We start from the raw sequence: 12,446 nt of genomic DNA, 5'->3' as shown, positions 1-12,446 counted from the left end.
GCAAAAAGCTATCGCATCATAACCAGCAATCGGCGTGCAGTGCTTCAGCCAGAACTCGCTCGGAGCAGTGCCGCCACACTGTGCTTGCGCGCATGAAAAAGCCCATGGCAAGCCATAGGCTGGTTCGGTGGGATGTGGCGGGTTTCTTAGTCGACCTTGGCGCCCGACATCTTCACCACGGCTTCGTACTTGCTGCGCTCGGCAGCCATGAAGCGGTCAAACTGCGCGGGCGTGGTGGGCACGGGCTCGGCCATCAGGCTGGCGAACTTGGTCTTGGTAGCAGGGTCCTTGAGCGCGTCGGTGAATGCCTTGTTCAGGCGGTTGATCACGTCGGCGGGCGTGCCGGCGGGGGCCACCAGGCCCCACCAGGTGTCGATCTCAAAACCCTTGAGCGTGTTGGCCAAAGGTGGCACGCCGGGCAGCATGGGGCTCTCGTGCAGGCTGGTCACGGCCAGGGCCTTGAGCTTGCCGCCGTGGATATTGGCCGAAGCGGCGGCCAGGTTGTCGATGTTGAAATCGACCTCGCCCGACAACAGCGCCAGCTGCGCGGGGTTGGCGCCGCGGTAGGGAACGTGCACGGCGTAGATGCCGGCCTGGCGCTTCATCATCTCACCGGCCAGGTGGCCAGCGCTGCCGTTGCCGCCGCTGCCGTAGTTGAGCTTGCCGGGGTTCTTCTTGGCGTAGGCGATCAGGTCGGCCACGCTGTTGATGTGCAGCTCTTGCGCGCGCTGGGCATTCATCACCAGCACGTTGGGCACGCGCACCATTTGCGTGATGGCGGCAAAGTCCTTGGAGGCGTCAAACGGCATCTTGCTGTAGAGCCAGGGGTTGACGGCGTGCGTGGCGGTGGCCGACAGGCCGATGGTCAGGCCATCGGGCGCAGCCTTGGCGACGATGTCGGCACCGATGTTGCCACCGGCTCCGGCCTTGTTGTCTACCACCACGGCGCCCAGGCTGTCTTTGACACGCTCGGCCAGCACGCGCGAGGTCACGTCCAGCGGGCCGCCAGGCGCGTAGGGAACCACCAGGCGGATCACCGGCTCGGCGGCAAAGGCAGCGGGCGCTGCCAAGGTGGATGCGGCCAGCACGGCCGACAACAAGATATTTCTGCGTTGCATGCTAATTCTTGGTTGCTGTAAAAAAGGGGGCGGCACCAGCCCCGCTGGCCTTCGCTCCGTTGCCAGAGTGTAGCGGCCGGCCGGGACAGGGCCATGACAAGGGGTGAGCGGGCTCAGCCAAGCAGCTTTTGTGCCCGTGGGCTTCAGGCCTGTTTGTCGGCTTCGCTGACAAAGGAATCGGCGAAGAAGGCGTCCTCGGGCAGGCCGCGCTCGGCGCTGAAGCTGGCGCGGGCGGAGTCCACCACAATCGGGGCGCCGCAGGCATAGACCTCGTGGCCCGAGAGATCGGCAAAATCATCAAGCACGGCCTGGTGCACAAAACCGGTGCGGCCAGTCCAGCCGTCTTCGGGCAAAGCGTCGGACACCACAGGCACATAGCGCAATTGCGGCATTTCGGCGCAGCGCGCAGCCACCCAATCGCTCATGTACAGGTCTTGCGGGCGGCGGCCGCCCCAGTACAGCACGGCCGGGCGCTCAATGCCCTTGTGCTGCATATGCTCGATCAAGGCCTTGATGGGCGCAAAGCCGGTGCCCGAGGCGAGCAGCACGATGGGCTTGTCGCTCTCGTGCAGGAAGAAGCTGCCGAACGGGCCTTCGATGCGCAGAATCTCGCGCTCTTTCATGGCGCTGAAGACATGGTCGGTGAACAGGCCGCCGGGCATGTGGCGGATATGCAGCTCCAGCCCTGGCGCGGTTTCCTGTTGGTGCGGGGCCACAGCCATCGAGTAGGCGCGGCGTGCGCCGCCCGCCAGCAAAAACTCGATGTACTGGCCCGCGTGGTAGCGGAAGCTGTCGGCCGCCGGCAACTGCAGGCGCAGGCGAATCACATCGGGCGAGAGCTTTTCCAGTGCCTGCACGCGCACCGGCATTTTCTTGATCGGGAACGAGCTCTCGTCGGTGACATGGCGCGACTCGATCACCACGTCCGAGGTAGGTACGGCGCAGCAAGGCAGGATCAGGCCGGCCGCTTCTTCTTCGGCGCTCAGTGCGCGCTCACTGTGCGGGCCGTGGACCACGCTGCCGCTGAGCTTCTTGCACTTGCAGGAGCTGCAGGCGCCGTCCTTGCAACCGTAGGGCAGGCCGACGCCGCTGCGGATGGCGGCGGTGAGAATGGCTTCCGAGGCTTGGGTGACAAAGGCGCGTCCGCTGGGCTGTACCGAGATTTGAAACGCGCTGGGAGAAGAGCTCATTGCACCAAAATTCCTTATCGAAACACAACAAGGGCGCTGCTGCCAGCGCCCGGTTCAAATGGTGGGTGCTGGCTTGGTCAGGCGCTAGACTGCTGCCTGGTTTTGCCTTGGCGCCACTTTGGCGGCGCCCACCCCGGAAAGGTTGATTGTGCCCTCAATTCAAAGCCCGCAGAGTGCTATGCGGCGCCCCCGCTCGCTGCCCGCCCGTTTCAAGCGCCAAAGGGTGCTGATCATCGGCTGCGGCGATGTGGGCCAGCGCGTGGTCCGCTTGTGGCAAGGCGCGGGTGCGTCGCGCCTGCCGTTGGTGCGGGCGCTGACTTCGTCGCTCGACAAGCGTGCCGCCTTGCGTGCGCAAGGTATTACGCCATTGCTGGGCAATCTGGACGATGCGCGCAGCCTGCGCCGCCTGGCCGGTTTGGGGCAACGTGTAGTGCACTTGGCGCCGCCTGCGGCCATTGCCGAAGGGGCTGCTGCGGCCCGCGATCTGCGTACGCAAAGGCTGTTGCGGGTGTTGGCGCTGGGCTTGCAGATGCCGACGCTGGTGTACGGCTCCACCACCGGTGTTTACGGCGATTGCCAGGGCCAGTGGGTGGATGAGACCTGGCCGCTGCGGGCCAGCACGGCGCGGGCTTTGCGCCGGGTGGATGCCGAAGCCCAATTGCGCCAATGGGCGCGCCGTTTTGTGGCCAGCGCTGCGCGGGTGCATGTGCTGCGCATTCCCGGCATTTATGCGGGCGATCGTGAAGGCGGCACACCCGTGGCTCGCTTGCAACGCGGCACGCCGGTGTTGCGGCGCGAAGACGATGTGTATACCAGCCATATCCATGCAGATGATCTGGCGCGCGCCGTGGCGCTGGCTTTGTGGCGTGGCAAGCCGCAGCGCAGCAGCAATGTGAGCGATGACTCCAGCCTGCGCATGGGCGATTATTTCGATCTGGCTGCTGACCTGTGGCAGCTGCCGCGCCCGGCTCGCGTGAGCCGGGCCGAGGCGGAGCAACTGCTGAGCCCGATGTTACTGAGTTTCATGTCTGAATCGCGCCGCCTGCGCAACCAGCGCATGCAAAAAGAACTGGGGCTGCGTTTGCGCTACCCGACCGTACACGAGGGCTTGGCAGCTGCGCTGGCCCTCAGGCGCTGATCAGCACGGCGAGCCGCCAGGGTTGCGGCAGGGCCGCCCCAGGCCGCTTTGGGCCGGGCGTGGCGAGGTGCTGGGCTGGCTGCTTTCTTCTTGCGGGCGTGGGCGGGGTTTGCTGGCGGGCGGCTTGACGGTGCCAGCACAATGGGCACCTTCGCACTGCGCCACGGGCGGGCGGGGGCGAGGCGGCGGATCAACGGGACGCTCCGGGTACGGGCGCTGCGGGCGAGGGCGCACTACCGGGCCGTACCAATACGGATCGACCTGGCGCACGATGGTGGGCGCCGGGCGGCTGGCCTCCAGGCGGCTGTAAGCATCGGGGCCCATGCAATCCAACTCCATCTGGCGCTTGGCATTTTCTGCCCGCTCGCGGCTGCCCATGATGCGGTCAGCCGCCTCGTCGCTGGCCTCGGTATAGCGCTCGCGCGATTGCTGGCAGGCCTGGGAATTGGCGTAGTCGTTTCGGCTGGGCTGCTGTGGCGTGGGGTTGGCGGCAGCGTCCAGCGCTCTTTCTTGCGCCTCTAAGCGGCGTTTTTCCAGCGCTTGTTCGCGCCTCTCGGCTTTGGCGCGCAAAGCGGCGTCAGCTCGGGCCTGATCGGCTGCAATTTCTTCGCTGGTGCGGCGTCGCTCAATCTCGGTGCCGGCACTGCCGCGAGCGCACTCGCCGTCGGTATAGGTGACGCGGCCAGAGACCGGATCAGTGCAACGCACCACCTGGGCGGATGCGGTTTGTGCGCCCAGGCACAACACGGCACAGCCTGCCAGCGCCAGCCACCGCAGCATGCGAGGCAGCGGGCTGCCGGGGGCAAAGCGGGTGGCTGTCCTCGTCATGGCCGGTAACTAGCGCTGGAACAGGCGGCCGCGGCCGTCGTCGGTCAGGCGCGAGGGCGGTGCCGGGCGGGCGCCGCCATTGTTCAGAGGCCGGCCCAGCGCAGCGCCGCTGCCAGGGGAGATTTGCGTGGGGCGACTGCCCTGGATGCCGGGGCGGCCCAGATTGTTGGGGCGGTTGTTGCTGTAGCTTCCGCCAGGGCGGTAGTAGCCGCCGGGTCGGTAATAAGGGCGCCCGCCGCCATACACATAGGTGGGCGAGCTCTCAATTACCAGCGAGCTGCCGCCGTAGTACGGATAGCCGCCATAGCTGTAACCACTGCCATAACCGTAGCCGTAGCCCGTGGAATAGGTGGAGTAGGCGTCACCGTAGTACACGCCGTCAGCGGGTGCGACGACACAGCCCGTCATCAGCACGGCGCTGGCCACGGTGGCTGCCAGGGCGCTCAAACGTGCAATGGTCATCTCTTGTTTCTCCTTTCGGCACTCAAGCCGATAAAACCCGCCAGCGAATCAGCCCGGCTCAGCAGGGGCGCGAGGGCGTGTTGACGATATCGCCGCCCGAGCGCACTTGGTTGGCGTAGCGGTCGCACTCGGCCTGGTGCGAGGACGAACGGCCAAACAGACCGCCTTGGTTGCGATCGCGGTTGTTGCGGTCGCGCTCGCGGGCCTGGCGCTCCAGGTCGCGGCGGCGGTCGGCGTCGCGGGCGCGTTGGTCGCGCTCACGGTCGCGGGCTTGGCGATCACGCTCCCGCTCTCTTTCACGGGCCTGGCGATCGCGGTCGCGCTCACGATCGCGGTCACGGTAGTAACGGTCGTTCTCTACATAGATGGTGCTGCCAGGGCGGCTGTAGTAGGGATCGTTCTGGTAGTAGACGGTTTCGGCCGGGCGGCTGTAGCCATAACCATAGCCACCATAGCCGCTGTCGCCGTAATAGCCATCGCTGGCCGTAGCCACGCAGCCCGAGGTGAGTACCGCGGTGCCAGCAATGGCGGCCAGGCTCAACAGGTGACGACGATTCATAGACATAGACCTTTCTTGCGGGTGGCGGGGCGGTTCGGTGACGGGCTGCAAGCGCCGCCTGCCTCCATGCTACCCGCTCCGCCACGGGCTTGGCGAACATTCGCCGTGCCTCTAAAGACGTTTCAGGCCCGGCGGGGGTTGACTTTGGCAGTGCGCTACAGGCCAGGTTTGCCGAACTTTACGGAAGCCGGAACGTGGGGTTTTGTCTACAGATGAGGGGGATTTGCCGGTATTCAAGCGCCGATGCAGGCGCTGGCGGCAGCCAAGTGCGGTTGACTTTTGTTGATCAAATGCTGCGCTGCACCAATCACGCGCAAAGCACGCAGGCGTGCGGTTTATACGCGATTTTTTTTGTTTCGGTGTCGCTTTTTTTACCGGAGTTGTCCTAATACCGGTGCAGGTACCGGCAGATCAAGAATGTGGCCCACGCGATCGGAAATCCCGGCGCAGCTGTTGGCATGGTGCTTGCAGCGCAGCCGGGCAGTGGTGGCGATCAACGGATGATGGAGTACTACGCAATGGATAAAGGTATCAAAGCTGCAGTGGCAATGCTGGTGGCGGGTGTCGCAGTCGCAGCCAGCGCGCAAGAGGTGGTGAAGATCGGTACGATGAGCCCTCTGTCCGGCCCCCAGGCCCACTACGGCAAGGACAACGTCACTGGCGTGCGCTTTGCGGTAGAAGATCTGAACGCCCAGGGCGTGACGATCGGCGGCAAGAAGATCAAGTTCGAAGTGGTAGCCGAAGACGATGGCGCCGATCCCAAGCAAGGCACCGCTGCCGCACAAAAACTGTGCGACGAAAAGGTGGCGGCTGTGGCGGGTATCCTGAACTCGGGCGTGGCCATTCCCTCGTCCAAGGTGTTCAACGACTGCGGCGTGCCCTTCATCACCGGCGCTGCCACCAACCCTGAGCTGACCCGCCCTGGCTACCCAGGCGTGTTCCGTATCATCGCCAACGACAACGCCCTGGGCGCTGCACTGGCTGGCTACGCTGCCGATACGCTCAAGCTCAAGAATGTGGCCGTGATCGACGACCGCACCGCTTACGGCCAAGGCCTGGCCAATGTGTTCAAGAAGGACGCGGGCGCCAAGGGCGTGAACATCGTTGCCTCGGAGTTCACCAACGACAAGGCCACCGACTTCATGGCCATCCTGACCTCGATCAAGGCAAAAAAGCCTGACGCGATCTTCTACGGCGGCATGGACGCCCAAGCCGGCCCGATGCTGCGCCAGATGGTGCAGCTGGGCATGACGAACATCAAGTTCTTCGGCGGCGACGGCATCTGCACGGCCGAACTGGCCAAGCTGACCGCCGGCTCCAAGACGCTGGAAAACGTGGTTTGCGCCGACGGCGGTGCATCGTTGGCCAAGATGCCAGGCGGCACCGAGTGGAAGAAGCGCTACGACGCCAAGAACCCTGGCGTGTTCCAGGTGTACAGCCCTTACTTCTACGACGCGACCATGCTGATCGTCGACGCCATGAAGCGTGCTGACTCCACCGATCCGAAGAAATTCCTGCCCGAGCTGAAGAAGTCCGAATACAACGGCGTCACCGCCAAGATCGCCTTCCAAGACAACGGCGAGCTGAAGGTGCCTCTGTACACGCTGAGCAACTACGTGGCCGGCAAGAAGACCCCGATCGGCGAATAAACCAACAGCAACACTGGAGTGTGCAAGCCCGTAGACCTCGGTCTACGGGCTTTTTGGTATTTTCATGGGTACTGAGATGCGCAAGCGTGGTGACGAAACCAGCTGTAATGCCTGTGTTGGCAGTCTTCGTTTTGGGATGACGATATAGCCGCTTATGCTTTGTTGCGGGGGCTTGCCGTACCAAGGTACTGTCTGCGCCCCCGACGCCGCGCCTAAGCGGCTATCTCGCCATTGGGGCGAGCGTTTCCAGCGCACGCTTCTCTGCAAAATGGTGCAGTTTGAATACCCGTCAACCAAGCTCGGGTCTTCCCTATAAATACGAGAAGATATTTTTCCTCTTTAGGGCCCTGCAACAGGTGGCATAGGGGACTTTCGCTTCGGTGACACCACTCGCGGGCGGGTGTTGCGTGCGCGCCTACAATGGCAGGGTTGTTGCAGTGCAACGCAAGGCAACAACGCAATTCTCAGGGCGGGGTGCAATTCCCCACCGGCGGTATCTGTGGCCAGCAATGCTGGGTTGCAGCAGCCCGCGAGCGCCTGGCGGCATGCATGTTTGCCAGGGTCAGCAGATCTGGTGCGATGCCAGAGCCGACGGTCACAGTCCGGATGAAAGAGAATCGCGCGCGGGCAGGCAAGCGCCGGCGCAGCCGTTTTTTGCGGGCTGTGTGGGTGCGTGCGGGCCCGTGCGCGTGCCCTGATTCAGGTAACTTTGGAACTCTTGACCATGAATCAGACCCACTCCTCCACTTTCTCCATCAGCAAAGCGCAACGCCTGGCCATCGTCAGCGCGCAATGGCACGCCGACATCGTGCACCAGGCACGCGACGCCGCCATTACCGGTCTGCTCGAACAAGGCTGGCGCCGCGACCAGATCGATCTCATCGACGTGCCCGGCGCGCTGGAGATCCCGCTGGTGCTCAAGCGCCTGGCTGACAGCGGCCGTTACGCTGGCCTGATGGCTTGCGCGCTCATCGTCAACGGCGGCATCTACCGCCACGAATTCGTCACCACTGCCGTCATCGACGGCCTGATGCGCGTGCAGCTGGACAGCGGCGTACCCGTGTTCTCGGCCGTACTCACGCCGCGTGATTTCCACGACTCGCAAGAGCACCACGACTTCTTCCACCAACACTTCGTCAAAAAGGGCGCCGAACTGGCCAACGCCTGCGCCACCACCATCGCGCTGCACCGCACGCTAGAGGCACAAGCCCAGCAAAGCCTGGCTGCCTGATCAGGGCCGCGCCACTGCACAAGCCTTGGCAGTGGGGCTTTTGGCTGCCATGGCGCTGTACAGCGTCGATTTTTGGCACACTGGCGAGCCGCTCTCCGTCTTGGAGCAGCGGCTTTTTTGTTGTTCATCGCGGAACGACGTAGGGATGTCGGAGCTGCTGCGTTGGCAGCGTAGCGGGCCTGGGTGTTGTTGACGCAACCTTCAGACGAAGACTCCCAACACCGGCACTGCTGCCGCTGTGGTCACTGCACTTGCGCAGCCGGAAATCCGCAATGAACCCTTGTTGTTTTCAATGACTGATTCTTCTTCTTTGACCCGCCGTCAGGCTTGGTTGGGCGTGATCGCTTTGGCCATGGGCGCTTTTGTTTTCAACACCAGCGAGTTCGTGCCTGTGGGCCTGCTGTCCGATATTGGCGGCAGCTTTGGCATGACGACCGAGCGCGTCGGCCTGATGCTCACGATCTACGCCTGGATCGTGGCGCTCACCTCGCTGCCCTGCATGCTGCTCACCAAAAACGTCGAGCGGCGCAAACTGCTGATGGGCGTGTTCGCGCTGTTTGTTGTGAGCCATGGCTTGTCGGCCATCGCCTGGAACTACCCGGTGCTGCTGCTCAGCCGCATGGGCATTGCGCTGGCGCATGCGGTGTTCTGGTCCATCACCGCCTCGCTGGCGGTGCGCATTGCGCCCGAAGGCAAGCGCCCGCAAGCACTGGGCTTGCTGGCCACGGGCACCACCTTGGCCATGGTGCTGGGTATTCCGCTGGGCCGCGTGGTGGGCGAGGCGCTGGGCTGGCGCACCACCTTTGGCGGCATCGGTTTGGTTGCGCTGGCCGTGATGATGGTGCTGTGGCGCTTGCTGCCATTGCTGCCCAGCGAAAACGCGGGCTCGGCCAGCAGCATTCCGGTGTTGTTCAAGCGCCCGGCGCTGGCTGCCACCTATGCCTTGCTGATCTTGATGGTGACGGCGCAGTTCACCGTCTACAGCTACATCGAGCCACTGATCCAGCGCCAGGCAGGTTTGTCGAACGACGTCACCACCTGGGTTTTGCTGCTGTACGGCGGCATGGGCATCTTGGGCAGCATCTGCTTTGGCGCTTTCGGCATGCGCTGGCCACGCGGCTTTTTGCTGACGGCCATGACTGCGCTGACCGCGTGCCTGTGGCTGCTGCTGCCCAGCGCACGCTGGCCGTTGGCGCTGTACGTGGTGTGTGCAGTGTGGGGCGTCACCATCTTGTGCATGGTGCTGCCTTTGCAAGCCAAGGTGCTGCGCCTGGCATCGGATGCGACTGATGTGGGCATGTCGCTGTTCTCGGGCTTGTTCAATGTGGGCATCGGCGCCGGCGCCTTGCTGGGCAGCCAGATCGGCACCCACGCCGGCCTGCAATGGCTGGGCCCGGTTGGCGGCAGCATCGCCATTGTCGGCGTGCTCTGGTGCGCCTTTGCCGGCTGGTACTGGCGCAGCACCTTTGTGCCGCCAGTGGCACAGATCAAGCCGGTATAAAGCAAAAAAACCTGTGACGGATATCACAGGTTTTTTTGTGGCATGAGCGCGAGCGAGTTCAGGGTTTCTTGGGGCGATAAGGGCCGTCAAGCAAGGCATTCGGGCCGGACTGCAGGGCATAGGTGTTGGCTTGCTCTGTCAGCGGCATGTAGTTGGGCGCGGCACGCGCAACTGCCGCATTGATGGCCGCCGAGATCAGCATGGCCATGGGTGAGCCCGACGATTGCGAAGGCGAGTACTGCATCTGTTGGGTGTTATGCCACAGCTCTTCACCGGTTTTGTTCACCAGGCGGTAGTCGAAGCTCACCGTTACCGTGGTGGACAGCACGGCATATTGCGCGTCCCAGCGGTTGATGGTGACAAACAGCACGGCATCGGCACCGAACAGCTTGGCTATGCTCTCGGCGGGCTGCTGGTGGATGCGATCACTTTCGTAAAAGCCCTCTTGCTCCAGCACCATCTTGGTCGTGTTGACCGGGAAGACGTAGTAGCCCTTCTCCGCAATGGGAATCGGCAAGGCCGCCAACACATAGTTAGGGGCATCCACGTCCAGGGATTTGTTGACGACGGGTACCACCACGATGGAGCGTGGGGCTGCAGCTTCAAAAGCAGCGACATCGCGTTTTTGAGGGGCTGTGGCCTGGCAGCCGGCCAGAAACACGGCGCAGCCAGCCAAAGCGATACTGAAAAGACGAGAAATCATGGCTTATCCCTTGCTGCCGTTGGCTTGGCGTTTTTCCAATGTGGAAATCATGGCATCCATCAGGCCGCGGCTCTCGGGCCACAGTTCGCGCTCTTTCTTGTACTGGCTGATGGCTTCGCTGGTTTTGCCCGTTTGCAGGTAGAGCGACCCCAGCTCGGCATACAGGCCAGGGGCCACCTTCTGGTTGCTGCTGTTCATGGCTGCGATATGCGTTTCGAGCTTGGTCTGCAGCGCGGCCACTTGCTCGGGATCTTTGTACGACGAGTACAGCGCAGAGTTATAGCCGCCCCATTGGTACAGGGCCTGGTTGTTGGCGCAGCCGCTGAGGATGGTGCTCAATCCGGCCAAGGCCAGCAGCGCGAGCGGACGTTGAAGTGGAAATTTGCGAGACATGGGTTCAACGGATATCGAAGGTTTTGCTCACGCCGTCACCGACGTAGATTTTCTCGTCCAGCAGGCGCTGGGCTCCGAGGTTGACCTGGATGTGGTGCGTGCCAGGCTTGAGCTTGAGGGCTGCCACACCGGCTTGGTAGCTGCCGGCAACGCCCATGGGCAGGCCGTCTACCACCACTTGGGCATTGGCCAGGGCGGCGTTGGTATAGGCAAAGGAGACCTGCGCCTTCAAATCCACCACTTGCTGCTTTTCCGTAGGCATTTGCACGCAGGCGCTCAGCGAGAGGCTGGCCAGTACGCCAGCGAGCAGAGCGCTGCAAAAACGGTGCTGCTTCATTTTTGGCCTCCGAAAATCACGACCAGCTTGTCAAGGGAGCTGCCTTTGAGGCTGCCGCCCACCACCTGGGCTACCGAGCCTTCGTTGAGCTCGTTGTCGCCAAAGCTCGACTCCACCTGAATCTGTGCCACTTCGCGGCCTGGCAGTGTGACCATGGCACCGGTTTGTGGCGATTTGATCTGCTCGCCAGCGGTTTGTACCGCCAGACGCATACCGGGCTTGAGGCCTTGCGAGGCGCCGCCACTGATGAAGACGCGGTCGCCTTCCAGTTTCAGGATGGCAGTGGACCAGGGGCGGCGGTTCATCTCAGCAGACAGCTTGCTCACGGCCTCAGACACGGCTTGGCGAATGGCCGTGTCGTTCAGCGTGCCGTCGTAGCCCGCACGTGAGCCAAAGCCAAAAGTGGAAGAAGTTTCCGTAGATGCTTCACCGGCACCGGATGTGGCAAAGAACACATGGCCCGTCTTGGCGTCCACGACGCGGATGTCGATCTTGGCAAAGGCCACCTGGCGCTTGCTGGACGAGGCGAAACCCGAGCTGCCCAGCGTTTTGCGGCCGAACTCGGTGAGCGAACCAATCACCAAGGCATCCACACCCACCAGGTTGAGCTTCTGCTGGCTGAGCTGGCTTTCAGATTCCAGGCGGCCAATGTCGGGGCGTTCAAAGACCAGATAGGCGCCCGACTCCGTGAGAGCCTTGCTGAACAAATCCGTGACTTGCTTGCCCAGCGGATCGCCTTGCTTGTCGCGCAACAGCGATTGGCCATAAGAGGTTTCGTTGGAGATGCGGCCCAGCGCAATCTTGCGCTTGAGGGTGGGCGCCGCTGGCGCCTGGTTCAGCACCTGCTGCTGGGCAGCGGTTTGGGCTGCGTTGGATGGCGCAGCATCCTTGGCTTCGACAGGCGGTGTTTGAACGGCACAGCCGCTCAAAAAAAGAGCCGAAAGCAGAACTGCTCCCGACGCCATGGAAAGTGGCAAACGCATGGTAAACCCCTGAAATCAGACATTTTTTGCAACACTTTGATTATTGCTGCACCAACTTTGCGCATTGCTTACAACTATGAATGTTCGACTAAATTGCTGCGTTGACTATGATTGAATGCCACCTTTTTTCTCGCTAACTTGTTGAAATATATGTGGTCGTTGTTTTGCTTGGGCTGAGTAAGACGTTGTCTTTTGTCCACATGGCGGTGCATTGTGATGCAGTCGGTAGTGCTTTGTGACATGGATGGAGCTGCTCTTCGCGCAGCACCTTTGTTCCGCCGGTGGCGCAGATCAAGCCGGTGTAAAGCAAAAAACCTGTGACGGACATCACAGGTTTTTTTGTGGGCAAGCGTG

General features: G+C 62.6%; 13 protein-coding genes and 1 riboswitch. Of the genes, 4 read left to right on the top strand and 9 right to left on the bottom strand.

Translation table 11 applies throughout. The annotated features are described in order from the left end of the window. Positions 1 to 146: 146 nt before the first annotated feature. The gene (locus ACFIQF_RS07060; RefSeq protein ID WP_393941447.1) at positions 147 to 1,118 is read right to left on the bottom strand and encodes a tripartite tricarboxylate transporter substrate binding protein; all 972 of its coding nucleotides are present in this window, start codon (positions 1,116 to 1,118) and stop codon (positions 147 to 149) included. A gap of 143 nt (positions 1,119 to 1,261) precedes the next feature. Then, positions 1,262 to 2,308 carry a CDP-6-deoxy-delta-3,4-glucoseen reductase gene (locus ACFIQF_RS07055; protein WP_393941445.1) on the bottom strand — a complete coding sequence of 349 codons (1,047 nt, stop codon included), beginning with the start codon at positions 2,306 to 2,308 and terminating at the stop codon, positions 1,262 to 1,264. A gap of 148 nt (positions 2,309 to 2,456) precedes the next feature. Here ACFIQF_RS07055 and ACFIQF_RS07050 point away from each other — a divergent pair, with 148 nt between their 5' ends. Next, the gene (locus ACFIQF_RS07050; RefSeq protein WP_393941443.1) at positions 2,457 to 3,446 is read left to right on the top strand and encodes an NAD-dependent epimerase/dehydratase family protein; all 990 of its coding nucleotides are present in this window, start codon (positions 2,457 to 2,459) and stop codon (positions 3,444 to 3,446) included. On the opposite strand, the gene ACFIQF_RS07045 is transcribed toward ACFIQF_RS07050, so the two are convergent. Genes ACFIQF_RS07045 through ACFIQF_RS07035 form a run of 3 tightly spaced genes read right to left on the bottom strand, consistent with a single transcriptional unit; the run spans position 3,447 to position 5,301 of the window. Then, positions 3,447 to 4,274 carry a DUF4124 domain-containing protein gene (locus ACFIQF_RS07045; protein ID WP_393941441.1) on the bottom strand — a complete coding sequence of 276 codons (828 nt, stop codon included), beginning with the start codon at positions 4,272 to 4,274 and terminating at the stop codon, positions 3,447 to 3,449. It abuts the gene before it with no gap. 9 nt (positions 4,275 to 4,283) lie between these two features. Further along, on the bottom strand, positions 4,284 to 4,736 hold the full coding sequence (locus tag ACFIQF_RS07040) for a hypothetical protein (protein WP_393941439.1): 453 nt from the start codon (positions 4,734 to 4,736) through the stop codon (positions 4,284 to 4,286). Between the two features lie 58 nt (positions 4,737 to 4,794). Then, on the bottom strand, positions 4,795 to 5,301 hold the full coding sequence (locus ACFIQF_RS07035) for a hypothetical protein (protein WP_393941437.1): 507 nt from the start codon (positions 5,299 to 5,301) through the stop codon (positions 4,795 to 4,797). A 512-nt stretch (positions 5,302 to 5,813) separates the two neighbouring features. On the opposite strand from ACFIQF_RS07035, the gene ACFIQF_RS07030 reads away from it, so the two are divergent. The 3 genes from ACFIQF_RS07030 to ACFIQF_RS07020 all read left to right on the top strand — a co-directional run bounded on the left by ACFIQF_RS07030 (position 5,814) and on the right by ACFIQF_RS07020 (position 9,676). Continuing rightward, on the top strand, positions 5,814 to 6,944 hold the full coding sequence (locus ACFIQF_RS07030) for a branched-chain amino acid ABC transporter substrate-binding protein (protein ID WP_393941435.1): 1,131 nt from the start codon (positions 5,814 to 5,816) through the stop codon (positions 6,942 to 6,944). A gap of 456 nt (positions 6,945 to 7,400) precedes the next feature. Next, positions 7,401 to 7,566: riboswitch (FMN riboswitch) on the top strand. 102 nt (positions 7,567 to 7,668) lie between these two features. Then, a complete protein-coding gene (locus ACFIQF_RS07025) occupies positions 7,669 to 8,175 on the top strand; it encodes a 6,7-dimethyl-8-ribityllumazine synthase (RefSeq protein WP_393941433.1) in 507 nt (168 codons plus the stop codon). Between the two features lie 292 nt (positions 8,176 to 8,467). Next, a complete protein-coding gene (locus tag ACFIQF_RS07020) occupies positions 8,468 to 9,676 on the top strand; it encodes a sugar transporter (protein WP_393941431.1) in 1,209 nt (402 codons plus the stop codon). Between the two features lie 58 nt (positions 9,677 to 9,734). Here the strand turns inward: ACFIQF_RS07020 and ACFIQF_RS07015 are convergent, their stop codons facing one another. From ACFIQF_RS07015 to ACFIQF_RS07000, 4 genes are read right to left on the bottom strand one after another with little or no spacing between them, the layout of a single operon-like run. Next, positions 9,735 to 10,379: a DUF799 domain-containing protein gene (locus ACFIQF_RS07015; RefSeq protein ID WP_393941429.1), complete on the bottom strand. Its 645-nt coding sequence runs from the start codon at positions 10,377 to 10,379 to the stop codon at positions 9,735 to 9,737. Positions 10,380 to 10,382: 3 nt separating this feature from the next. After that, positions 10,383 to 10,772 carry a DUF4810 domain-containing protein gene (locus tag ACFIQF_RS07010; protein WP_393941427.1) on the bottom strand — a complete coding sequence of 130 codons (390 nt, stop codon included), beginning with the start codon at positions 10,770 to 10,772 and terminating at the stop codon, positions 10,383 to 10,385. Between the two features lie 4 nt (positions 10,773 to 10,776). Next, positions 10,777 to 11,109, bottom strand: coding sequence for a hypothetical protein (locus ACFIQF_RS07005; protein ID WP_393941425.1), 333 nt, complete (start codon positions 11,107 to 11,109; stop codon positions 10,777 to 10,779). Then, on the bottom strand, positions 11,106 to 12,038 hold the full coding sequence (locus ACFIQF_RS07000; RefSeq protein WP_393941423.1) for a CsgG/HfaB family protein: 933 nt from the start codon (positions 12,036 to 12,038) through the stop codon (positions 11,106 to 11,108). The genes ACFIQF_RS07005 and ACFIQF_RS07000 overlap by 4 nt, the downstream gene beginning before the upstream one ends. Between the last annotated feature and the right edge of the window lie 408 nt (positions 12,039 to 12,446).

Source organism: Comamonas trifloxystrobinivorans, assembly GCF_043359985.1.
In the GTDB taxonomy this organism is placed as follows: Bacteria; Pseudomonadota; Gammaproteobacteria; order Burkholderiales; family Burkholderiaceae_C; genus Comamonas; species Comamonas trifloxystrobinivorans.
This window is presented reverse-complemented; position numbering and strand designations above follow the sequence as displayed.